General features: G+C 60.8%; 23 protein-coding genes. 13 read left to right on the forward strand and 10 right to left on the reverse strand.

Annotated elements, in window-relative coordinates:
* The first annotated feature begins 2 nt into the window (after positions 1–2).
* Together PAF17_RS05235 and PAF17_RS05240 are read left to right on the forward strand one after the other, a co-directional pair.
* Entirely contained in the window at positions 3–527 is a 525-nt protein-coding gene (locus PAF17_RS05235; protein ID WP_271888038.1) for a hypothetical protein, read from the forward strand.
* A gap of 124 nt (positions 528–651) precedes the next feature.
* Complete coding sequence (locus PAF17_RS05240; RefSeq protein WP_271888039.1) at positions 652–1,941, forward strand: homoserine dehydrogenase; 1,290 nt, start codon at positions 652–654, stop codon at positions 1,939–1,941.
* A gap of 60 nt (positions 1,942–2,001) precedes the next feature.
* On the opposite strand, the gene scpA is transcribed toward PAF17_RS05240, so the two are convergent.
* Positions 2,002–4,137 (reverse strand): methylmalonyl-CoA mutase, encoded by a 2,136-nt coding sequence (scpA, locus tag PAF17_RS05245; protein WP_271888040.1) that lies wholly within the window; start codon positions 4,135–4,137, stop codon positions 2,002–2,004.
* A 57-nt stretch (positions 4,138–4,194) separates the two neighbouring features.
* Between scpA and PAF17_RS05250 the strand changes: the two genes are divergently transcribed.
* Positions 4,195–4,734: a DUF4174 domain-containing protein gene (locus tag PAF17_RS05250; RefSeq protein ID WP_271888041.1), complete on the forward strand. Its 540-nt coding sequence runs from the start codon at positions 4,195–4,197 to the stop codon at positions 4,732–4,734.
* 89 nt (positions 4,735–4,823) lie between these two features.
* Here PAF17_RS05250 and PAF17_RS05255 read toward each other — a convergent pair whose 3' ends face one another.
* The 7 genes from PAF17_RS05255 to PAF17_RS05285 all read right to left on the reverse strand — a co-directional run bounded on the left by PAF17_RS05255 (position 4,824) and on the right by PAF17_RS05285 (position 10,639).
* The gene (locus PAF17_RS05255) at positions 4,824–5,426 is read right to left on the reverse strand and encodes a hypothetical protein (protein ID WP_271888042.1); all 603 of its coding nucleotides are present in this window, start codon (positions 5,424–5,426) and stop codon (positions 4,824–4,826) included.
* Positions 5,427–5,478: 52 nt separating this feature from the next.
* A complete protein-coding gene (locus PAF17_RS05260) occupies positions 5,479–7,527 on the reverse strand; it encodes an acetyl-CoA carboxylase biotin carboxylase subunit (protein ID WP_271888043.1) in 2,049 nt (682 codons plus the stop codon).
* 105 nt (positions 7,528–7,632) lie between these two features.
* Positions 7,633–7,818 (reverse strand): hypothetical protein, encoded by a 186-nt coding sequence (locus PAF17_RS05265; RefSeq protein WP_271888044.1) that lies wholly within the window; start codon positions 7,816–7,818, stop codon positions 7,633–7,635.
* Between the two features lie 90 nt (positions 7,819–7,908).
* On the reverse strand, positions 7,909–8,148 hold the full coding sequence (locus PAF17_RS05270) for a hypothetical protein (RefSeq protein ID WP_271888045.1): 240 nt from the start codon (positions 8,146–8,148) through the stop codon (positions 7,909–7,911).
* 136 nt (positions 8,149–8,284) lie between these two features.
* Positions 8,285–8,689, reverse strand: a complete 405-nt coding sequence (locus PAF17_RS05275; RefSeq protein WP_271888046.1) for a hypothetical protein — start codon at positions 8,687–8,689, stop codon at positions 8,285–8,287.
* A 72-nt stretch (positions 8,690–8,761) separates the two neighbouring features.
* Positions 8,762–8,902, reverse strand: a complete 141-nt coding sequence (locus PAF17_RS05280; RefSeq protein ID WP_271888047.1) for a hypothetical protein — start codon at positions 8,900–8,902, stop codon at positions 8,762–8,764.
* 204 nt (positions 8,903–9,106) lie between these two features.
* Positions 9,107–10,639 (reverse strand): acyl-CoA carboxylase subunit beta, encoded by a 1,533-nt coding sequence (locus PAF17_RS05285; protein ID WP_271888048.1) that lies wholly within the window; start codon positions 10,637–10,639, stop codon positions 9,107–9,109.
* A 176-nt stretch (positions 10,640–10,815) separates the two neighbouring features.
* On the opposite strand from PAF17_RS05285, the gene alr reads away from it, so the two are divergent.
* The 6 genes from alr (at position 10,816) to PAF17_RS05315 (ending at position 15,979) form a co-directional block, all read left to right on the forward strand.
* A complete protein-coding gene (alr, locus tag PAF17_RS05290) occupies positions 10,816–11,832 on the forward strand; it encodes an alanine racemase (RefSeq protein ID WP_271888049.1) in 1,017 nt (338 codons plus the stop codon).
* A gap of 38 nt (positions 11,833–11,870) precedes the next feature.
* On the forward strand, positions 11,871–12,593 hold the full coding sequence (locus PAF17_RS05295) for an MlaE family ABC transporter permease (protein WP_408636379.1): 723 nt from the start codon (positions 11,871–11,873) through the stop codon (positions 12,591–12,593).
* On the forward strand, positions 12,590–13,297 hold the full coding sequence (locus PAF17_RS05300; RefSeq protein ID WP_271888051.1) for an ABC transporter ATP-binding protein: 708 nt from the start codon (positions 12,590–12,592) through the stop codon (positions 13,295–13,297). Before PAF17_RS05295 ends, PAF17_RS05300 begins: the two co-directional genes overlap by 4 nt.
* A 156-nt stretch (positions 13,298–13,453) precedes the next feature.
* Positions 13,454–14,530: a PhoH family protein gene (locus tag PAF17_RS05305; RefSeq protein WP_271888052.1), complete on the forward strand. Its 1,077-nt coding sequence runs from the start codon at positions 13,454–13,456 to the stop codon at positions 14,528–14,530.
* Positions 14,523–15,020 (forward strand): rRNA maturation RNase YbeY, encoded by a 498-nt coding sequence (ybeY, locus tag PAF17_RS05310; RefSeq protein WP_271888053.1) that lies wholly within the window; start codon positions 14,523–14,525, stop codon positions 15,018–15,020. The genes PAF17_RS05305 and ybeY overlap by 8 nt, the downstream gene beginning before the upstream one ends.
* On the forward strand, positions 15,017–15,979 hold the full coding sequence (locus PAF17_RS05315) for a hemolysin family protein (protein ID WP_408636374.1): 963 nt from the start codon (positions 15,017–15,019) through the stop codon (positions 15,977–15,979). Before ybeY ends, PAF17_RS05315 begins: the two co-directional genes overlap by 4 nt.
* On the opposite strand, the gene PAF17_RS05320 is transcribed toward PAF17_RS05315, so the two are convergent.
* Together PAF17_RS05320 and PAF17_RS05325 are read right to left on the reverse strand one after the other, a co-directional pair.
* Complete coding sequence (locus PAF17_RS05320) at positions 15,967–16,911, reverse strand: alpha/beta fold hydrolase (RefSeq protein ID WP_271888054.1); 945 nt, start codon at positions 16,909–16,911, stop codon at positions 15,967–15,969. The two genes, PAF17_RS05315 and PAF17_RS05320, sit on opposite strands and share 13 nt — an antisense overlap.
* A 10-nt stretch (positions 16,912–16,921) precedes the next feature.
* Positions 16,922–17,206 carry an SCP2 sterol-binding domain-containing protein gene (locus PAF17_RS05325; protein WP_271888055.1) on the reverse strand — a complete coding sequence of 95 codons (285 nt, stop codon included), beginning with the start codon at positions 17,204–17,206 and terminating at the stop codon, positions 16,922–16,924.
* A 151-nt stretch (positions 17,207–17,357) separates the two neighbouring features.
* Here PAF17_RS05325 and PAF17_RS05330 point away from each other — a divergent pair, with 151 nt between their 5' ends.
* The 4 genes from PAF17_RS05330 (at position 17,358) to fdxA (ending at position 21,502) form a co-directional block, all read left to right on the forward strand.
* Positions 17,358–17,858, forward strand: a complete 501-nt coding sequence (locus PAF17_RS05330; RefSeq protein WP_271888056.1) for a tetratricopeptide repeat protein — start codon at positions 17,358–17,360, stop codon at positions 17,856–17,858.
* Positions 17,859–17,868: 10 nt separating this feature from the next.
* A complete protein-coding gene (locus PAF17_RS05335) occupies positions 17,869–20,712 on the forward strand; it encodes a helicase-related protein (RefSeq protein ID WP_271888057.1) in 2,844 nt (947 codons plus the stop codon).
* Positions 20,709–21,002, forward strand: a complete 294-nt coding sequence (locus tag PAF17_RS05340) for an RNA-binding S4 domain-containing protein (RefSeq protein ID WP_271888058.1) — start codon at positions 20,709–20,711, stop codon at positions 21,000–21,002. The genes PAF17_RS05335 and PAF17_RS05340 overlap by 4 nt, the downstream gene beginning before the upstream one ends.
* Positions 21,003–21,163: 161 nt before the next feature.
* Positions 21,164–21,502, forward strand: a complete 339-nt coding sequence (fdxA, locus tag PAF17_RS05345) for a ferredoxin FdxA (protein WP_271888059.1) — start codon at positions 21,164–21,166, stop codon at positions 21,500–21,502.
* Positions 21,503–21,564: the final 62 nt, after the last annotated feature.

Here is a 21,564-nt window from a genome sequence, read left to right on the forward strand (position 1 = left end):
GCATGAGCCTGCCGCGTGCGCCGGATCGGTTGTCCGATGACATGGCTGCCGCGATCGGCCATGCCGTCGCGGGTTTCGGCTTTCTGGAAGAAGCGTTGAAGCGCGCGTTGTTTTCCCTGACCAGGCAGGGCCTCGGAGAAGACGCGACCGAGGCCGAGCTGGAAAAATGGCTGCGGCGGATCGATGATATTGCCGATGACTCGCTTGGCACCCTGATCGACAGTTTCGGGGCCGCGATGTCACAGGCTGGTGTGTCCGGCCGTGGCGAACTGATCGCCGCGCTTCAGCAAACCCGATTGCGGCGCAATCTGCTGTGCCATGCGTCATGGCGGCCGGGGGCGGAACACGGATACTGGCATCCGACATTCATCAACACGCGGGGCGAACGCTATCCCGATGACATGAATGCCGGGGATGTTCAGAAGATCCATGCTGAAACATTGCGGCTTGCACGTCGTGTGGTGTCAATCATGCGCGCGACCGGGATTGATGGCGAATGGGTCGGCCATGAATATGACGAAGACTAGGCCACTGTCTTGCGGCATCTTTGCCGCAACAATCGGGACGAGTTATGCGCGAATTTGCGATCGCGCGTTGCAACGGCCGTAAGGGCAGGCTAACAACCCGTCCAATCCAAGACGAGAGGCTTTCATGTCGTCCCCCCTCCGCCTGGGCATTGCCGGGCTAGGCACCGTCGGGATCGGTGTCGTCAAGATCGTGCAGAAACGCGCAGAGTTGCTGAACGTCCGTTCCGGGCGCGAGGTTGCCATTACCGCTGTGTCCGCACGCGATCGAATGAAGAACCGCGATGCGGATTTGTCGGGCTATCGCTGGGAAACAGACCCGATGGCCGTGGCCACGGCGGATGATGTCGATCTGTATGTCGAGCTGGTGGGCGGCGATAGCGGCATTGCCAAGGACAGCATCGAGGCCGCGCTGCGCTCGGGCAAGGATGTCGTGACCGCCAACAAGGCTTTGCTGGCAAAGCATGGTCAGGAACTGGCCGAGCTGGCCGAAAGCCTTGGGCGGGTGATCCGCTTCGAGGCGGCCGTTGCGGGCGGCATTCCGGTCATCAAGACAATGACCGAATCCCTCGCCGGAAACGAAGTGCAGCGGGTGATGGGTGTCATGAACGGCACCTGCAACTATATCCTGACACGGATGGAAAGCGCCGGCCTGCCTTATGAGACCGTGTTCGAAGAAGCGCGTCAGCTTGGCTATCTTGAAGCCGATCCGACACTGGATGTCGGCGGCATCGATGCGGGGCATAAACTGGCGATTCTGTCTTCGATTGCCTTCGGAACGCAGGTCGATTTCGACAATGTCGAGATCGAGGGCATCGAACGGGTCAGCATCGACGACATCAACCGTGCCGCCGATATGGGCTATCGCATCAAATTGCTGGGCGTTGCCCAGATGACTGCGCGTGGTCTGGAACAGCGCATGTCGCCCTGTCTGGTGCCTGCGGACAGCCCGCTTGGACAGTTGAATGGCGGCACCAACATGGTCATCGTCGAAGGCGATGCGGTTGGCCAGATCGTGTTGCGGGGCGCAGGGGCGGGCGAAGGTCCGACGGCCAGCGCCGTGATGTCCGATATCGTCGAGGTCGCGCGCGGTGTGCGGCTGTCGGTATTCGGTCAACCCGCGACCAGCTTGACCGCTGCACAGCCTGCCCGGACTGCCGTGCCCGCAGCCTATTACATGCGGCTTGAACTGCAGGACAAGCCCGGCGCATTGGCCAAGGTCGCGACGGTTCTGGGGGATGCGGGCATTTCGATCGACCGCATGCGTCAATATGGGCACACGAACAAGGCAAGCGTGCCGGTTCTGGTCGTGACCCATAAGACGACGCCTGACGCGATCGACCACGCCATCGAGGTTCTGCCGCGCACCGGGGTTCTGGTCAGCGACCCCGTCGAATTGCGGATCGAGGATGTCTAACGACAGTCGATAGATGATACTGAATTAAGGCCGCAGATCGCTCTGCGGCCTTTTTCATGCCTAGTCTTTGCGCGCAGCCCGGATCAGACTCAGGATGTCGGCCGCTGCGGCCGGGATATTCGTGCCGGGGCCAAAGATAGCCTTGACGCCAGCTTTCTGCAGGAATTCGTAATCCTGCTGCGGGATGACGCCGCCGCAGATCACAAGGATGTCGCCCGCGCCCTGCGCCTTCAGCGCCTCGATCAGCTTCGGCGCCAAGGTTTTGTGACCTGCCGCCTGCGAACTGATGCCCACGACATGCACGTCGTTGTCCACGGCATCCTGCGCGGCCTCTTCCGGGGTCTGGAACAGCGGGCCGACATCAACATCGAAACCGATATCGGCAAAGGCGGTCGCGATCACCTTGGCGCCGCGATCGTGGCCGTCCTGACCCATCTTGACGACCAGCATCCGGGGACGGCGGCCTTCCTCCTCGGCGAAGGTTTCGACATCCTTCTGGATCTGGGCAAAGCCCTCGTCGCCCTCGTAGGCCGCGCCATAGACACCGGCCAGCGTCTTGACCTCGGCGCGGTGACGCCCGAATTCCTTTTCCATCGCCATGCTGATCTCCCCTACGGTTGCGCGGGCGCGGGCGGCCTCGACGGCGGCGGCCAGCAGGTTGCCGCCCTGCGTGGCGCGGCGGGCAAGTTCGTCCAGCGCCGCCTGACAGGCGGCCTCGTCGCGGGTGGCGCGGATGTTTTCAAGCCGCGCGATCTGGCTGGCACGGACCTTGACGTTGTCCACGTCCAGAATGTCGATCGGGTCTTCGCGGTCCTTGCGGTACTTGTTGACGCCGACGATCACATCCTCGCCCCGGTCGATCAGGGCCTGACGACGGGCGGCGGTCTCCTCGATCCGCAGCTTGGGCATGCCGGACGCGACGGCCTTGGTCATGCCGCCCATTTCTTCGACCTCTTCGATCAGGGCCCATGCCTTTTCGGCCAGTTCGGCGGTCAGGCTTTCGATATAGTAGCTGCCTGCCAGCGGATCGACGACATTGGTGATGCCGGTTTCCTCCTGCAGGATCAGCTGCGTGTTGCGCGCGATGCGGGCGCTGAAATCGGTGGGCAGCGCGATGGCCTCGTCCAGCGCGTTGGTGTGCAGCGACTGCGTGCCGCCAAGGGCTGCCGACATCGCCTCATAGGCCGTGCGGATGACGTTGTTGTAGGGGTCCTGTTCCTGCAACGACACGCCCGAGGTCTGGCAATGGGTGCGCAGCATCTTGGACCCCGCCTTTTTCGCGCCGAATTCGTCCATGATGCGGTGCCACAGCAGGCGTGCGGCGCGCAGCTTGGCGATCTCCATGAAGAAGTTCATGCCGATGGCGAAGAAGAAGGACAGCCGCCCCGCAAAGGCGTCGACATCCATGCCCGCCGCGATGGCCGCGCGCACATATTCGCGCCCGTCGGCCAGCGTATAGGCCAGTTCCTGCACCAGGTTCGCCCCGGCCTCTTGCATGTGATAGCCGGAGATCGAGATGCTGTTGAAGCGCGGCATTTCGGAACTGGTGAATTCGATGATGTCGGAAATGATCCGCATCGAGGGCTCGGGCGGATAGATATAGGTGTTCCGCACCATGAATTCTTTCAGGATGTCGTTCTGGATGGTGCCGGACAGGACCGATTTGTCGTGGCCCTGCTCCTCGCCCGCGACGATGAAATTCGCAAGAATCGGGATCACCGCGCCGTTCATGGTCATGCTGACGCTGACCTTGTCCAGCGGGATGCCGTCGAACAGGATCTTCATGTCCTCGACGCTGTCGATGGCGACGCCCGCCTTGCCGACATCGCCCTCGACCCGCGGATGGTCGCTGTCATAGCCGCGATGGGTGGCCAGGTCGAAGGCCACCGAGACGCCCTGCTGACCGGCCGCAAGGTTGCGGCGATAGAAGGCGTTCGATTCCTCGGCCGTGGAAAAGCCCGCATATTGCCGGATCGTCCAGGGGCGGCCCGCATACATCGTGGCGCGTGGCCCGCGCGTGAAGGGCGCGATGCCCGGCAGGCTGTTCATGTGATCCAGCCCGTCCGTATCGGCCTGCGTGTAAAGCGGCTTGACCGGAATTCCCTCCAGCGTGTCCCAGGTCAGGCTGTCGGGATCGCGGCCCTTCAGCTCTTTCTCGGCAAGTGCGCGCCAGTCATCAAGCGTCGGTTTTGTCATGATCCGTCCTTTCCCCGCGGCTGACTCGTCCTATATTCAGATAAGGAAGAGGTGCCGATGAAGTTGAATTTCCTGATATTTGCGATGGCTCTGGCCGCCATGGGCCCGGCCCGAGAAGCTGCGGCGCCATCGGTCGATGCCGATATCGCAACGCCAGAGCCGACAAGCCCCCCCGCGCCCGCAAGCCCCGAAGAGATCGCCAGCCCCAAAATGCCCGAAGCCCCACCGCTTCGCGTCGAAGAACATGCGGCCGCAGATGTGCAGCCGGACCAGTTTCGCTGGGTGTCGCGCCCGGTCGTGGTTTTTGCCGATACACCAGAAGATCCCGCCTTTCGGGAACAGATGTCGGCGTTACGCACACGCCCCGCAATGCTGGTCGAACGTGACGTCGTGGTGATTGTGGACACCGATCCCGAAGGCGGCAGCCCCTGGCGGGAATTGCTGCATCCACGTGGTTTTTCATTGGTGGTTCTGGACAAGGACGGGCAGGTGAAATTGCGTAAGCCACTCCCCTGGGATATTCGCGAGATCAGTCGTGCAATCGACAAGTTTCCCTTGCGTCGCCAGGAAATCGGGCGGGCAGGGGTCATGCCATGACAATTGAAATATGCTGGCGAAACGCCTATATTATCAAAACCGGGAAAGGAGTTCAGCGATGAGCACGACATCTTACAACCCTCCGCCGATTACTGGTCGGACCGGCCCGAAGCCGGGTTATTGACCGTATCGACACTGGCAGCATCAACATTGGCAGCGCGCCCGTCTATATTGGCGCGAATCGCCTCAAGCGCCTGATCGCCCAGTTCAAGCGCCTCTATCTTCATCGAAATGTAATCGCGATACATGTTCGCTGCCCGCTCGGCACCGATCACGCCAAGTTTTAATTGGCGCAGATCCGCGATGATCGCGGAAATTGCATTCAATTGGCTGTAATACAACACGATCGGGTCCACCGTGTCGCGCGGCAGTACGTGTATTTCGCCGGCGATCGCCTTGAATATCGCGTTGTTGTTTTCGCTTGGAATGACAGGGAAATAGCCGGGTTCGTTCAAGATACGTTCCCGGATCTTTGCGCCGTATTCCCCGACATTGTCACGCCGCAGGGCCGCAAGATATGCTCGAATTTCGGCAAAAAGCGCCCGTTGCACATCGCGCACGCGGTCCGCGCGCAGCTTGGCGTCGCGCTTGCGATTTTGCAGCGCCACGACCCACCAACCGATCGCCAGAAACAGGCCGGCAATGACGGCCTGCTGCGCTTGCGGAGCAAGATATGAATCAAGGGGCGGCATCAACCGCATATCCCCAACATATCCTGGATCGGCATAGGGCGGGCAAATGCGATCATTCGAATTCCATGATCACATCATCGACCTTGAGGCTTTGCCCGGCCTCGGTGTTGATCGCTTTCACGACACCTTTCTTTTCGGCACGCAGGATATTTTCCATTTTCATTGCCTCGACCGTGGCCAGGGGCTGGCCTTCCTGAACTTCGTCACCGACGGCGACATTGATTTTGACGATCAGGCCGGGCATCGGACAGAGCAGGAATTTCGATGTGTCCGGTGCAACTTTCTGTGGCATCAGCCGGACCAGCTCGGCCGCGCGCGGGCGGCGAATATGGACTTTCAAATCCGCGCCACGACTGCGCAGCCGATATCCTGCGGCGATCTTGTCAACCTTGAGGACCAGCAATTCTCTGTCCACCGTCAGACGGGCCAAGGAATCGCCGGGGGTCCAATCGCTTTCGATGCGAAGATCCTTTCCGTCCACCGTCACTGTTGCGCCGTCGCGATCGGCCCGGATCCGCACGGGCACCTCGGTTTCGGCAACAAAGACGACCCAATGCTCGCCCACGTGCCGTTCGTGGTTGTCCAGACGTCCGCTGATACGTGTGCGGCGTATTTCCGCGACGCGATGCATCGCCGCCGCCGCCGCCGCGATGCGGATCGTGGCCGGGTGCGAGGGGCTGACCCCTTGAAAGCCGTCAGGATATTCTTCGGCAATGAACGCGGTGGTCATATCGCCCGAAGTGAATTTGGGGTGGTCCATCACTGCCGAAAGGAAAGGCAGGTTGTGGCCGATTCCCTCGACCTCGAACTCGTCCAGCGCGACGCGCATCGCCTCTATGGCGTCATCACGCGACGGCGCCCATGTGCAGAGCTTGGCGATCATCGGGTCATAGAACATGCTTATTTCGCCGCCCTCATAGACGCCGGTATCATTGCGCACGGCGACGGGGCTGTTGCCGCCTTCATTGGCGTTGACCCAGTTGCCGGAATCCTTCAACGGTCCGGCGGCGATTTCAGCGGGCGGGCTATAGCGGGTCAGCCGCCCGATCGAGGGCAGGAAACCGCGATAGGGGTCTTCGGCGTAAAGGCGGCTTTCCATGGCCCAGCCATTGATCGTCAGATCGGACTGCGCAAAGGGCAGCTGTTCTCCGCCGGCCACGCGGATCATCTGTTCGACCAGATCGACGCCGGTGATCAGTTCCGTTACCGGATGTTCCACCTGCAGGCGGGTGTTCATTTCGAGGAAGTAGAAATTCCGGTCGCCATCGACGATGAATTCGACGGTGCCCGCGCTGGTATAGTTCACCGCCTTGGCCAGTGCCACCGCCTGTTCGCCCATGGCCTTGCGGGTGGCTTCGTCCAGGAAGGGCGAGGGGGCTTCCTCGATCACCTTCTGATTGCGGCGCTGGATCGAGCATTCGCGTTCATGCAGATAGACCGCATTGCCATGCTGGTCGGCCAGCACCTGAATTTCGATATGGCGCGGCTGGGTGACGAATTTTTCGATGAAGATCCGGTCGTCGCCAAAGCTGTTGGCGGCCTCGTTCTTCGAGGATTCAAAGCCCTCGCGGGCTTCTTCCTCGTTCCAGGCGATGCGCATGCCCTTGCCGCCGCCGCCCGCGCTGGCCTTGATCATCACGGGATAGCCGATCTCGCCCGAGATCTTCACCGCCTCATCGGCATCGGCGATCAGGCCCATATAGCCCGGCACCGTGCTGACCCCGGCTTCCTGCGCCAGTTTCTTCGAGGTGATCTTGTCGCCCATCGCCTCGATCGCCGAGGCCGGCGGGCCTATGAAGGCGACACCCGCAGCTTCCAATGCCTCGGCGAATTTGCGGTTCTCGGACAAAAAGCCATAGCCGGGATGCACGGCCTCGGCGCCGGTCTGGCGGATCGCCTCCATGATCTTGTCGATCACGATATAGGACTGATTGGCCGGGGGCGGGCCGATATGAACGGCCTCATCGGCCATCTTCACATGCAGCGCGTTGCGGTCGGCGTCGGAATAGACCGCGACCGTCTGGATCCCCATCTTGCGGGCGGTCTTGATGACCCGGCAGGCGATCTCACCCCGGTTGGCGATCAGGATTTTCTTGAACATGGGATCCCCCGGTCAAAAAGACATGAAAAAACCGCCCGCGGCGCAAGGCCACGGACGGTTTCGAAAAAGTCAGGGCGCGTCAGACGGACGCGCGCAGGAACCTGGTTATTCGCAAAGACGGACGTCGTCGCACAATGCGCCACCGGCCGCGCCGATTGCTGCACCGCCCAGCACGTTTTCACCGGCAAGCTCTGCGATGACGGCACCGGCGCCTGCGCCGATAAGTGCGCGGTCCGTATCGGTCGGATTGATGTTTTGCGTGCAGGCTGAAACTGCGATAACTGCGAGCACTGCTGAAGCAGAGAGGAATTTCCGCATAGTTTGTTTCCAGTCTTGTTAATGGACGCAGGAAAAACCCCCGCGCGAATCCGGGTCCGACGATCAGTAGCGGCGCTGGCAGACGCCCGCGTCGTCACACAATGCACCACCGGCCGCGCCGATGGCTGCGCCGGCTGCGATATCTTCGTCCAGAACTTCTGCGATGACGGCACCGGCAGCAGCTCCGCCAAGGGCGCGTTGTGCGTCGGGGGAGAGGCCGGTCTGATAGCCCGAAGCGCAGGCCGAAAGCCCGGCTGCTGCGAAAGTGAGGCCGGCGAGGCGAATGAACAGCGAATTTTGCATTTTGTTATGCCTGTATCTGACGACCCTGCACGGGCCAGTTTTCTCAAGTGCCAATCGACTATTACATAGTTGCCATGCCCGTCAAACTGACATGGGTGTGAAAAACGGCGATATGGCAGAGAACCGCGCATAAGCATCAGTCATCGTCCTCGTCGCCCCAATCGGCATCATCCCAATCGAAATCGGGCTGATCGTTGGTGGCGAACAATTCGGGAAATGATGCTTCGGCGGCGGTGAAATCGACCTGGAGCAGCTGCGCGTAATCGGTCGGGTCCAATTCGCCGATGGCGACAATTTCGCGCCCGATCAACCAGCCAATCCGACCTGCGTCCAGATTTCCGCGCTCGAATGGTTCGGCACCGAAATGCTGGATCAAGGCGGACAGAAAGCCGGCATCGGCCCGCTTGTCGGCGGGTTTGCGATCGCGGAAACGTTCGCGACGGGTAATCGGAGTCGCGCCCTTCTTGCGATTTTCGCGGCGAATGGTGAATTGGTAATCGGTGCCGGGAAGGCGGCTTGGAAAGCCACGATGTTTCAGCATGGTGCCCTCATGAGGTTGGGGCGCCGGAGGCACGGGCAGCCGGGCCGCCCGCGCATGTTTTGGTCGGGGGTGTCAGCCGCCGTATTTGCCCTGGTAAACCGGCTCGGTCGTGACCGGATCTGGCGTGGTGGGCACATAGACTTCGGGTTCCTGGCGCTGGCAGGCGGCAAAGGCCGAAACCAGAACGAGGCCGAGAATGAACTTCTTCGACATGCTTTATCGCTCCTGAATGGCGGGCGGTTGAACGCCCGGCTGCTCGAATACGGGCAAGCCTCTTGTCGGGCCCGCCCGGCGGCGATGTTATCGCCCCCGTGCCATCCGAGACAGCACACCGTCAGGCCAGCGCTGGAAACTGCGCGACCCTGTGGCCTGCCTGCATCATTCACGCAGATGTGCATTTCCATGGTTCGTCGCCGGTTACAATGGGATATTGTCGTGTTTTTTCCACGGGTTGGACAATTTCTTGTTGCGCAGTGACGCAAAGGCGCGCGCCACCCGCCGCCGCGTCGAACGGGGCTGGATCACTTCGTCGATGAAACCTTTCTCGGCAGCAACAAACGGGTTCGCAAAGCGGTCCTCGTAATCCTTGGTGCGCTCGGCGATCTTGTCGCTGTCGCCCAATTCGTTGCGATACAGGATCTCGACCGCGCCTTTCGCGCCCATGACCGCGATTTCTGCCGTCGGCCATGCATAGTTGAAATCGCCGCGCAGATGTTTTGATGACATCACGTCATAGGCTCCGCCATAGGCCTTGCGCGTGATGACGGTAACTTTTGGCACCGTCGCCTCGCCATAGGCGAACAGCAGTTTCGCGCCATGCTTGATGACGCCGCCATATTCCTGACTGGTGCCGGGCAGAAATCCGGGTACATCGACAAAGGTCAGTATCGGAATCTCGAACGCGTCGCAGAACCTGACGAAACGCGCGGCCTTGCGGCTGCTGTCGATATCAAGACAGCCTGCCAGAACCATCGGCTGGTTGGCCACGACCCCGACCGTGCGTCCCTCCAGGCGGATAAAGCCGGTGACGATATTGCCGGCGAAGTCCTTTTGAATTTCGTAGAAATCGCCCTCGTCGGCAATCTTCACGATCAGCTCTTTCATGTCATAGGGCTGGTTCGGATTGTCGGGGATCAGGGTATCCAGACTTTCCTCGACCCGTGCCGGGTCGTCAAAGAAGGGGCGTACCGGAACCGAATCGCGGTTGTTCATCGGCAGGAAATCGAACAGGCGCCGAATTTCCGAAAGGGCTTCCACGTCATCCTCGAATGCGCCATCTGCGACCGAGCTTTTCTTCGTATGCGTGCTTGCACCGCCCAGCTGTTCCGCGGTGACCACCTCGTTCGTGACGGTCTTGACGACATCAGGTCCGGTCACGAACATGTAAGAGGTGTCTTTGACCATGAAGATGAAATCGGTCATGGCGGGTGAATAGACCGCGCCCCCGGCGCATGGTCCCATGATGACGCTGATCTGCGGCACCACGCCCGATGCCATGATGTTGCGCTGGAACACATCGGCATAGCCGGCAAGGCTGGCGACGCCTTCCTGGATGCGTGCGCCGCCTGAATCGTTGATGCCGATGACCGGGGCGCCGTTTTGCATCGCCATGTCCATGATCTTGCAGATCTTCTGTGCATGGGTTTCCGAAAGCGATCCGCCAAAGACGGTGAAATCCTGCGAAAAGACATAGGCCATGCGGCCATTGATCGTGCCCCAGCCGGTCACCACACCGTCGCCATAGGGGCGGTCTTTTTCCATTCCGAAATCGGTGCTGCGATGGGCGACGAACATGTCGAATTCTTCGAAACTGCCTTCATCCAGCAGCAATTCAATGCGTTCGCGCGCGGTCAGCTTGCCGCGCGTGTGCTGGGCGTCGATGCGACGCTGGCCGCCGCCCAGCCGCGCCTGATCGCGACGGCGCTCCAACTCTTGCAGGATATCCTTCATGGCAAGCCTCCGGGTTCTGTTGAGGCACGGTAGCCTGACGGTTCCGAGCAGAAAAGGAAAATCGGGGAAATTTGCAAACTAGGCCGGTGACGGTTGCGGTAAATTGCAAAAATGCAAATTGCCGATTTCGCTGCTCTGGTCTTGACGATTACAGGGTCCGGCGTCATGCCACGCATATGGGACTTCGGATCGATATTCAGGCCATCGTGGCCAATTGGCGGGCGCTTGCGTCCAGGGCCCCGACGGCGCGCACGGCCGCCGTGGTCAAGGCCGACGGTTATGGCCTTGGGGCCGAGCGGGTGGCGACAGCACTGTATCAGGCGGGGGCGCGGGATTTCTTCGTCGCGCTGGCCAAAGAAGGACGTGCGCTGCGCCCACACTTGCCCGAGGACGCCATGATCAATGTTCTGTCCGGGCATATGCCGGGTGAAGACCTGACTGGCCTTGTGCCGGTTCTGAACAGCCCCGAACAGTTTTTTCGGGATCGCACGATGCGGCCGGGCCAGCCCTTCGCGTTGCAATTGGACAGCGGAATGAACCGGCTTGGGATGGAGGCCGCTGAATGGACCGCAATCCGGTCCGAGGCGCTTGAGGCAGGTCCCGATTTCATCATGTCGCATCTGGCTTGTGCCGACGAACCGGATCATCCTGCGAATGCTGCGCAACTGGCTGCATTCCGCGAAATGACAGCGGGTTGCAATGTGCCGCTGTCCCTGTCTGCGACCGGGGGAATCCTGCTTGGCGCGGATTACCATTTTGACATCGTTCGTCCGGGTGTGGGTCTTTATGGCGGGATGCCATTCGCTCAGGCCCGGCAGGTGGTTCGGCTGTCGCTGCCGGTGATCCAGACCCGCGAGGTGCATGTGGGCGAGTTCGTCGGCTATGGGTCGACATGGATTGCCGGGGATACGTGCCGGGTGGCGACCGTCGCGGCGGGATATGCGGACGGTATCCTGAGGGCGCTGTCATCCAGCGGAGCCTGTCTTTATGCTGATGGAGTTGCCTGTCCGATTGTCGGGCGGGTGTCGATGGATCTTGTCACCGCAGATGTCAGCGCGCTGTCCGATGTTCCGGCCGAGCTGGACCTGATCTGCGATCAGCAGCCCATCGATCGGGTTGCCGATTTTGCGGGAACCATCGGCTATGAAATTCTCACTGCGCTGCGCCAAAGATACGAGCGGACCTATCTGTGACCCCAGTCAGGCTGATCGGACGTTTTGCGCTGTCGCTCATGGGTCGGATCGGGGCGCTGACCTTGTTTGTGATGCGCGGTCTTTTCGGGCTGCGACCGTTCTATCCGCGCGTGTTTCTGGTTCAGTTGGTTCAGATCGGCTGGCTGTCCTTGCCTGTGGTCGGTTTGACCGCGCTGTTCACCGGCGCGGCGCTTGCCTTGCAAATCCATTCGGGCGGGGCGCGGTTTCAGGCCGGTGATGTCGTGCCGGCCATCGTCGCCATCGGCATGGTCCGCGAACTGGGACCGGTGCTTGGGGGGCTGATGGTCGCGGCGCGCGTGGCCAGCAGCATCGCAGCCGAAATCGGCACGATGAAGGTGACCGAGCAGATCGATGCGCTTGTCACGCTTTCGACCGATCCGATGCGCTGGCTGGTCACCCCGCGGCTTTGGGCTGCGATTGTCACGGTTCCTTGCCTTGTCGCTGTTGGCGACATCGTCGGCATCATGGGGGGCTGGCTGATCGGCACCGGCTCGCTTGGGTTCAACTCGACCACCTATCTGTCCAACAGCTGGGCGTATCTTGAATATTGGGATGTCGTTTCGGGCCTGATCAAAGGGGCGTTTTTCGGCCTGATCGTCGCTGCCAGCGGATGTTGGTGGGGCATGAAATCGGGCCGGGGTGCCGAAGGTGTAGGGCGGGCCACGAAATCGGCGGTCGTCGCCGCCGCTATCGGCATTCTGGCCGCGAATTTCGTGCTGACGGGGCTGTTTTTCACATGATCGAGGTTCGGGGGCTGTGCAAGGAATTCGGACCGAAAAGGGTTCTGTCGGGCATTGATCTGACGGTCAGGCAGGGGGAAAGCCTTTGCATCCTTGGGCAATCGGGAACCGGTAAGTCGGTCCTGCTGCGCTGCATGCTGGGGCTTGAAAGCCCCGATTCCGGCGAGATCCTTTGGAACGGGCGACCTCTCGGGGAAGATCGCGGCATGTTCCTGGGTGGTTTTGGGATGTTGTTTCAGGGCGCGGCGCTTTTTGACAGCCTTCCGGTCTGGAAGAATGTCGCCTTCAAACTGATGCAGCGCATGCCTGCGGCCAAGGCAAGGGGCATCGCGATCGACAAGCTGGCGCGGGTCGGACTGTCGGCTGATACCGCCGATCTGATGCCGGCCGAGCTTTCGGGGGGCATGGCAAAAAGGGTCGGTCTGGCGCGTGCCATTGCCGATGATCCCGAGGTGATCTTTTTTGATGAACCCACCACCGGGCTGGACCCGATCAGGGCGCGTCGAATCAACCAGTTGATTCACGATATCGTGCAGGAAACCGGCGCGACGGCGATCACAATCACGCATGATATGGAAACCGTGCGCAAGGTCGCCCGCCGTGTCCTGTTGCTGCAAGACGGGGCCGTTGCCTGGTCGGGGTTGGTGGGGGATATGGACGCCGCGCCACAAATGTCAGAATTTCTTGGGAAAACCGGATTGTAATGACTGGTCATCGGGTTGCCTTGCTGGCAGGCTTTGTAACAGCGGTTGTGCAAATTGCATATCGTGCCAAGAACACAGAGCAATCATGCAACATGATCTTGTGCGAATCCCTCTGGGTTGCCACCATAGGCATATAAGACTGAGCAGGAGATAGATTTGGGCCTGACCCCAACGCCCCCCGTCGCGACACATTCTGGCGAAACCCTGTTGGAATTCCCTGACAACCGGCTTTTGATCGATCTTTGCGGTGCCAATGACCGCCATCTGGCGCGCATAGAAGAGGCCATGGGCATCCATATTTTGCGGCGTGGCAACCAGCTTGCCATAGTCGGCACCCCCGAAGCGCAGGCCGAAGCAGCGCAGCTGCTGAACGGGCTTTACGCCCGGCTTGAGCAGGGGAAGCCCGTCAGCCTGGCGGAAATCGACGCCGCGCTTCGAATGGGGGTGGATGGCCCCGCCGAAACATCCCCGACCGAACAGTTGGAAATGTTCGCGGGCGGCAATTACGAATTGCGGACCCGCAAGAAGTCGGTCGAACCCCGCACCGACGCGCAAAAGGCCTATGTCCGGTCATTGTTCGAACATGAACTTGCCTTCGGGATCGGACCGGCAGGCACCGGCAAGACCTATCTTGCCGTGGCGGTCGGCGTCACAATGTTGATCGGCGGGCAGGTCGACAGGATCATTCTTTCACGTCCCGCCGTCGAGGCAGGGGAAAGGCTTGGCTTTCTGCCCGGCGACATGAAGGAAAAAGTCGATCCTTACATGCAGCCGCTCTATGACGCGCTGAACGATTTCCTGCCCTCGAAGCAGATGCAAAAGCTGATCGAGGAAAAGCGCATAGAAATCGCCCCCCTAGCCTTTATGCGGGGACGTACACTGGCCAACAGCTTTGTTGTTCTGGACGAAGCGCAAAACGCGACTCAGATGCAGATGAAGATGTTTCTGACGCGTTTGGGCGAGGGGTCGCGCATGGTGATCACCGGCGACCGCACGCAGGTTGACCTGCCCCGCGGCATGCAATCCGGGCTGGTCGATGCCGAACGGATTCTGGCGGGTGTGAAAGGTATCAATTTCAGCTATTTCACCGCCAAGGATGTCGTGCGTCATCCGCTGGTCGCGCGCATCATCGATGCCTATGATGCGGAAGATGTGGCGGCAATCAGCCGCGGCGAAAGTTCGGATGGCCGGGGCGGTTATGCGCCGCGTCGCGTGATGAGAAACGATGCCTGAGGAAATTTCGACCGACTGCGTGATCGAGGACGAGCGATGGAACGAGGTCGATCTTGAGGGCCTCGCGCAGCGCGCCGTTGCCGCGACGTTGAATTGGCACCGGACCGGTGGCGAGGTGGTGGTGATGGGGTGCGACGATCAGCGTATCGCCGCATTGAATGCCGATTTTCGCGGCAAGCCGCGCGCCACCAATGTCTTGTCCTGGCCTGCGGTCGAACATGTTCCGCATGAACCTGGTGCATTGCCTGCACTGCCCGATTCTGACGAATTGGGCGATATTGCCATCGCTTTCGAAACCTGCCTTGCCGAAGCAGAAGCGCAGGGAAAGCCGTTTGACCATCACGCCTTGCATCTGCTGGTGCATGCGGTCCTGCATTTGCTGGGCTATGATCACCAGAATGACCCCGACGCAGAAACCATGGAGGCAACCGAGAGGTTGATCCTGCAGGATCTGCAAGTACCCGACCCTTATTCCGAGAAGGCATCATGAGTTCCGAGCCGCGATTACCCGAATATTCGCTTGTCGACGATGGCAATCCGTCAGGGCAGGACGGCGAGGTCGATATACCTCCGCCTCGTGGTTTTTTCGGGCGCTTCCTCGACGCTCTGACAGGTTCGGAAGAAGAAGCTCAGGACATCGGGCAGCAGGATCGCCCGGTTTCGCAGCCGGCACCTGGGATGGTGAACCTGCGCCGCCTGCGGGTTGATGACGTGGCCATTCCCAAGGCCGAAATCGTCGCCGCACCTTTGAATGTGACATTGGACGACATGGTCGAGATGTTTCGCGAGCATGGATTTTCGCGAATTCCGGTTTTTCGCGGCACTTTGGACAGCCCGCTCGGCCTGATCCACCTCAAGGATCTGGCGCTGAAACACGGGTTTGGAACCGGCGGCAAGTTTACCCTGCGCCCGATGCTGCGACCATTGCTGTATGTGCCGCCCTCGATGCCGATCGGCGTGCTGTTGCAGCAGATGCAACAGAAGCGCACGCATATGGCCCTGGTCATCGACGAATATGGCGGGGTGGATGGCCTGGTCACGATCGAGGATCTGATCGAACAGGTCATCGGTGAAATTCAGGACGAGCATGACGAGGTCGAAGGCGGGCTTTGGGTGGCTGAAAAAACCGGGCAATGGTTGATTCAGGCGCGCGCCCCGCTCAACGAAGTCGAAGCCGAAACCGGGCTTAAACTGGCCAGCGACGATGAAGATGAAGAGGTTGACACTCTGGGCGGCCTGATCTTCATGCTGACTGGAAGGGTGCCGCTGCGCGGCGAGGTTATCGCCCATGAATCGGGCGTTGAATTCGAGGTGGTCGATGCCGATCCCCGCCGGATCAAGCGCGTGCGGTTGCGCCTGCCCGGCGTGGCGGCCGCCGTGGCCAAGGCAGAAACGCCTCGGCCCGTTGATCCGACCCATCCTGCGGATCGCGAAGGTCAGGCCGACTGAAACCGTTCCAGTGTCGCCTGCAGGAACATGTCCTGCATCGGCGGCACCTCCATCATCACCTCATGACGCGCGCCTTCGACATGCAGAAGGCGTGCCTCGGGCCATTGATCGACGCGCTCTGAAATCGCCGCGGCCGACACGATGCTTTCAAGGCTGCCAAGGGAAACGGTCATCGGAACGTCAGGAGATGGCATTTGCGACAATCTGTTGCATTCCCTCAGCGCCTTGCCGACCCAGTCGAAAGTCGCCCCCCCGATGGTCAGCTCGGGCCAGGCCAGGGCTTCGCGCAACAGGCGGCACCATTCGTCGATATTCGATGTCAGCAGGTTGCTTCCGAAGCATTCGTCAACCAGATAGGTGCCGTTCGCCCCGCTGCCCGGGGCCGCCCGCCCGCCTTTGCCAGCGCGCCCGGCCAGATAGGCCAGAGCCAAGGCAAGCCTATGGGGGAATTGCCGCAGATTGATGCCCCACATGGGTGCGGAAAACACCGCTGATTCGACGGGCAGGCCATCATGCAATGCGGCAAGGCCGATGCAGCCCCCCATGGAATGGGCAAGCAGATGCCAGGGGCGCGGCAAGGACATTTCGGTTGCGGCCGTCACCATTTCGATGACGTCGCGCTGATAATCCGAGAATTCGCCGATATGACCGGGGCGCGGGTCGTCTTGCAGTCGCGCCGACATGCCTTGCCCGCGCCAGTCAATCGCAAGCACGGCGTAGCCGGCATCGTTCAGGCGATGCGCGAAGGGCGCGTATTTTTCAATATATTCGGTGCGCCCCGGAAACAGAAGCACTGTGCCTCGGGCGGGGGATCCGCCCGGTTGCCACAACGCAAGGCGCAGGCGGATACCGTCATCCGCTGTGGACCAGAAAGCGGTTGCCGGGCGCAAAGGGTCGCCCGGCAACTGATGGAATGGAGCCGACTCGGTCACGGCCGGATGATCAGGACAGTGCCTGGCCAAGCTGCATTGCGACGCCCATGTTGCCGTCGATCTTCAGCTTGCCCATCATGAAGGCCGTCGCCGGGTTCACGCTGCCGTCGAGGATGCCTTCGAAGGTTTCGCGGCTGGCTTTCAGCGTGACTTCGGCTTCCTCGTCACCCGCGCGGACACCGCTTTCGTCGATCATGATCGCGCCTTCATCCTCGATCACGAATTTTGCGCTCGAATCGAAGCCACTGATTTTTTCATTCAGCTTCTCGACGGCTGCGGTAACAACTTTGCTCATTTCGATCCTCTTTTCGCGCTTAGGCTGGCGCCCGGTGGCCGGGCTGGGTTACACCACGTTTATGCGCCACGAACACATATATTTCCATTCTGTCGTCGCGGCATTCTGTATCCGAGTTCTTACGATTTTCATTTTATCCGCAACAGTTTTCGTGGATTCGGGGCAGGCGCAACCGCATACCCAATTGGACGAGGCGTTTGCGCAATTGGCCAATCCCGATGGCGAAGGCTGGCGAATCGCCGAAGCGGACATTCTACGGGAATGGTCGAAATCGGGGTCGGCATCGATGGACCTGTTGCTGAAACGCGGTGAAGAGGCGCTGGATCAGGGTGAGATCGAACTGGCCATCGGTCACCTGACCGCCTTGACGGACCATGCCCCCGATTTCGCAGCCGGATGGCAGGCGCGGGCCGCGGCATATGCGGCGGCGGGCAAGTTCGGTCCGGCGATAGGCGATCTGGGCCGGGCGCTTCAGCTTGAGCCACGACATTTTGTCGCCCTGACCCAATTGGGGGCCATGCTGGAGGAAGCCGGTGATTCAGACCGTGCGCTTGCGGCATATCGCCAAAGTCTGAAGATCCACCCCCACCAGCAAGAGGCAATTGACGCTGTTCAGAGACTGGAAGATCAGCGTCAGGGCACCGATATCTAGGGGCATGAACATGCACGACAAGGGCCGGATCACGGCCGTTCTGGGGCCGACCAATACCGGCAAGACCCATTACGCGATTGAACGGATGCTTGCGCATCGAACTGGTGTGATCGGCTTGCCGCTGCGTCTTTTGGCGCGCGAGGTATATGACCGCATCGTGAAATTGCGCGGTCCTTCGGTCGTGGCGCTGGTTACGGGTGAAGAACGAATCGTGCCCGAACGAGTTCGTTATTGGGTCGCGACGACCGAGGCGATGCCGGAAATCGGCGCGGATTTCGTGGCCATCGATGAGATCCAGTTATGCGCCGACCCGGATCGCGGGCATGTTTTCACCGACCGGCTTCTGAATATGCGCGGATTGCAGGAAACCTTGTTCCTCGGCAGTGACACGATGCGACCCGCAATTGCAGCTTTGGTGCCGGGCGCGCAGTTCCAGCGCCGCGAACGGTTTTCGACCTTGTCCTGGGCGGGATCGAAAAAGCTTAGCCGGATGCCCGCGCGTTCGGCGGTTGTCGGCTTCAGCGTCGACGACGTGTATGCCATGGCAGAGCTGCTGCGCCGCCAAAAGGGGGGGTGCGCGGTGGTGATGGGCGCCTTGTCGCCGCGCACCCGCAATGCCCAGGTCGAGATGTATCAGGCGGGGGAGGTCGACTATCTCGTCGCAACCGATGCCATCGGCATGGGGTTGAACCTCGATATTCGTCACGTGGCGTTCAGCGCCACGCATAAGTTTGATGGCCGTCGCGTGCGCCCGTTATTTCCGCATGAGCTGGGCCAGATTGCCGGGCGGGCAGGGCGCCACACGGAATCGGGCAGCTTTGGCGTCACCGGCGAGGCGCAAATTCTGGAGGAAGGGTTGATCGCGGCCATCGAGAACCACCGGTTCCAGCCGATCAGCCGCCTGATGTGGCGCAACACCCGGCTGGAATACGGAACCATGGATCGGCTGGTCCAAAGCCTTGAGACCGGGCCAGACCATGAATTGCTGGTTCGCGGGCGTGAGGCCGATGATATTCACGCATTGAAGATTCTGCGTGAGATGCCGGAGATCCGTGACCGCGTGCAGGGGGGCAGGGACGTGCGCCTGCTGTGGGACGTGTGCCGGGTTCCCGATTTCCGCAAGATTTCAACCGGCGAACACAGCACTCTGCTGGCGCGAATATTCGGATTCCTGCAGGATGGAAGAATCCCCGGCGACTGGTTGGCGCGGGCGGTCGCAAGAATCGACCGGACCCATGGCGATATTGATGCACTGTCGAAAAGACTGGCATATATTCGCACATGGACCTATGTCGCGCAGCGATCGGGCTGGGTCGAAGACGAAAGTCATTGGCGCGGGGAAACTCGCGCTGTAGAAGACCGCCTGTCTGACGCGCTGCATGCGGCGCTGACCCAACGATTTGTGGACCGGCGCACGTCAGTGCTTTTGCGCCGGCTCAAGCAGAAGGAGAGCCTTGTGGCCGAAGTGAACGACAAGGGCGAAGTAAGTGTCGAGGGCGAATTCGCCGGTCGACTGGAAGGTTTCCGCTTTCGTCCCGACCAGACCGCGACGGCGGACGAGGCAAGGATGCTGAACCGCGCAAGCTACGAGGCGCTGCGCCCTGAATTCCATTTGCGGGCCGACCGTTTCTATAACGCCCCGGATACCGAGCTGGACTTTACCGAGCAGGGCGGCCTGATGTGGGGCGACTCGGCTGTTGGCAAGCTGGTCAAGGGGGCGGATGCGCTCAGCCCTTCGGTGCAGGTTTTCGTTGACGAAGAGGCGGGTGAAGACATCGCCGAAAAGGTTCGCCGCCGTCTGCAGCACTTCATCGACCGCAAGGTTGCAGCGCTGTTCGAGCCGCTGATCGCCATGCAGAAGGACGAAGCCCTGACTGGGCTGGCCCGGGGGTTTGCCTTCCGGCTGGTGGAATCGCTTGGCGTCGTGGCGCGTGAAGGTGTCGCCGCCGAGGTAAAAGAACTCGATCAGGAAGCGCGGGGCATGCTGCGCAAACATGGCGTTCGCTTTGGTCAGTTCACGATCTTCCTGCCCGCGCTGCTCAAGCCTGCGCCGACACGCCTGCGGCTGGTTCTTTGGTCGCTGTCCGAAGGTCTGGACGAATTCCCCGAAAGCCCTCCTCCGGGGCTGGTGACGATACCCCATATCCCCGAGGTTCCCGAAGGCTATTACACGCTGTCTGGCTATCGCCCCGCCGGCGATCGCGCCATTCGCATCGATATGCTGGAGCGTTTGGCCGATTTGCTGCGCGCGCAGGACACCCGCGGCGGGTTCGAGGCGAATCCCGACATGTTGTCGATCACCGGCATGACGCTAGAGCAGTTCGCAAGTCTGATGCAGGGCTTGGGTTATGCGGCCGAAAAGGCCGAGCGCCCAAAGGTCAAGGCGGTCGAACCTGCGCCCGCACCGACGCCCGAGGCCGAAACCTCGGATGCGCCGATGACCGAAGAGGAAAGCGTGCTGGCCGCAGAAACGCGCGCCAAATGGGAAGCAGAACAGGCTGAAAAACGTCGTGCATCCGCCGAAGCCGAAGGTACCGAAGCGCCCACCGAGGATGTCGCAGCGCCGGAAATCGAGGTTTATTATACCTTCCGATGGGCACCCAAACCACGCCAGAACCGCCGCCCGCAGGGTGACGGGCAGGGTCGCAAGGGTGGCCAGCGCCGCGATGCCACCGGAGACGCCCGCGGCGGAAAACCCGGACGGGACGGAGGCAAACCGCGTGGCAAGGGCGGTCCTCGCAAGGGTGGCAAGCCGCAGAAACAATCGCCCAAGTCGTTTTCGTCGCGCCCCGAGAAGAAGGCTGATCCTGATAGCCCCTTCGCGATATTGGCTGCCCTTAAAGACAAGAAGTGAGCCAGCCGGACGACGCATTGCGGTTGGACAAATGGTTGTTTTTCGCGCGGCTTTTCAAGTCGCGCGGATTGGCGGCCGAGCGGATTGAAGGCGGTGGCGTCCGGTTGAACGGAATGCCTTGCCGCAAACCGGGGCGTATGGTGCGCCCCGGCGATGTTGTGGTCGTGTCGGCATATGGGCAGCTGCGCTGCGTCAGGGTTTTGTCATTGCCACAGCGTCGCGGCCCGGCAAGCGAGGCACAACACAGTTATGAAATCGTCCAGACCGATCAGGCCGACGGGCGCGACTAGGCCATCGGTCAGGGAATTGGTTCCGTTCGGATCCGGCCTGGCGCGAACAGCTGTTTCGTTGCGTTTGCCATGACGATGACAGGGGTCTTTTCCTGCATCGTGACCTTGAATGATCGCATTCTCGGGCGTAACTGTCTGCCCGGACCGAACTGGAGTGTGCAATGACATATGTCGTCACCGATAATTGCATCATGTGCAAATACACCGATTGCGTGGAGGTGTGTCCTGTCGACTGCTTCTATGAAGGTGAGAACACACTGGTCATTCACCCCGATGAATGTATCGACTGCGGCGTGTGCGAGCCGGAATGTCCGGCAGACGCGATCCGTCCGGATACCGAACCGGACATGGAAAAATGGGTCGAGTTCAATCGGAAATATTCCGAGCAATGGCCCGTGATCACGCAAAAGAAAGATCCGATGCCGAGCGCCGCCGAGATGGACGGTGTGGAAGGCAAGCTGGAAAAGCATTTCTCAGAGGCGCCAGGCGAGGGCGACTGAGGTTTCACGCCTGTTTTCCGGTTGCATCCGGAAAGCGAATGCGGGCGATTCGCGCTGACACT

This window comes from Paracoccus onchidii, from assembly GCF_028294535.1.
In the GTDB taxonomy this organism is placed as follows: Bacteria; Pseudomonadota; Alphaproteobacteria; order Rhodobacterales; family Rhodobacteraceae; genus Paracoccus; species Paracoccus onchidii.

Coding starts and splice junctions, on each gene's coding strand:
- ybeY (WP_271888053.1), top strand. CDS start 14,523: ATGCCTGAGGAAATTTCGACCGACTGCGTGATCGAGGACGAGCGATGG.
- PAF17_RS05325 (WP_271888055.1), bottom strand. CDS start 17,206: ATGAGCAAAGTTGTTACCGCAGCCGTCGAGAAGCTGAATGAAAAAATC.
- PAF17_RS05300 (WP_271888051.1), top strand. CDS start 12,590: ATGATCGAGGTTCGGGGGCTGTGCAAGGAATTCGGACCGAAAAGGGTT.
- PAF17_RS05315 (WP_408636374.1), top strand. CDS start 15,017: ATGAGTTCCGAGCCGCGATTACCCGAATATTCGCTTGTCGACGATGGC.
- PAF17_RS05295 (WP_408636379.1), top strand. CDS start 11,871: ATGGGTCGGATCGGGGCGCTGACCTTGTTTGTGATGCGCGGTCTTTTC.
- PAF17_RS05250 (WP_271888041.1), top strand. CDS start 4,195: ATGAAGTTGAATTTCCTGATATTTGCGATGGCTCTGGCCGCCATGGGC.
- alr (WP_271888049.1), top strand. CDS start 10,816: ATGGGACTTCGGATCGATATTCAGGCCATCGTGGCCAATTGGCGGGCG.
- PAF17_RS05335 (WP_271888057.1), top strand. CDS start 17,869: ATGCACGACAAGGGCCGGATCACGGCCGTTCTGGGGCCGACCAATACC.
- PAF17_RS05270 (WP_271888045.1), bottom strand. CDS start 8,148: ATGCAAAATTCGCTGTTCATTCGCCTCGCCGGCCTCACTTTCGCAGCA.
- PAF17_RS05240 (WP_271888039.1), top strand. CDS start 652: ATGTCGTCCCCCCTCCGCCTGGGCATTGCCGGGCTAGGCACCGTCGGG.
- PAF17_RS05285 (WP_271888048.1), bottom strand. CDS start 10,639: ATGAAGGATATCCTGCAAGAGTTGGAGCGCCGTCGCGATCAGGCGCGG.
- PAF17_RS05280 (WP_271888047.1), bottom strand. CDS start 8,902: ATGTCGAAGAAGTTCATTCTCGGCCTCGTTCTGGTTTCGGCCTTTGCC.
- PAF17_RS05235 (WP_271888038.1), top strand. CDS start 3: ATGAGCCTGCCGCGTGCGCCGGATCGGTTGTCCGATGACATGGCTGCC.
- PAF17_RS05260 (WP_271888043.1), bottom strand. CDS start 7,527: ATGTTCAAGAAAATCCTGATCGCCAACCGGGGTGAGATCGCCTGCCGG.
- PAF17_RS05255 (WP_271888042.1), bottom strand. CDS start 5,426: ATGCCGCCCCTTGATTCATATCTTGCTCCGCAAGCGCAGCAGGCCGTC.
- scpA (WP_271888040.1), bottom strand. CDS start 4,137: ATGACAAAACCGACGCTTGATGACTGGCGCGCACTTGCCGAGAAAGAG.
- fdxA (WP_271888059.1), top strand. CDS start 21,164: ATGACATATGTCGTCACCGATAATTGCATCATGTGCAAATACACCGAT.
- PAF17_RS05275 (WP_271888046.1), bottom strand. CDS start 8,689: ATGCTGAAACATCGTGGCTTTCCAAGCCGCCTTCCCGGCACCGATTAC.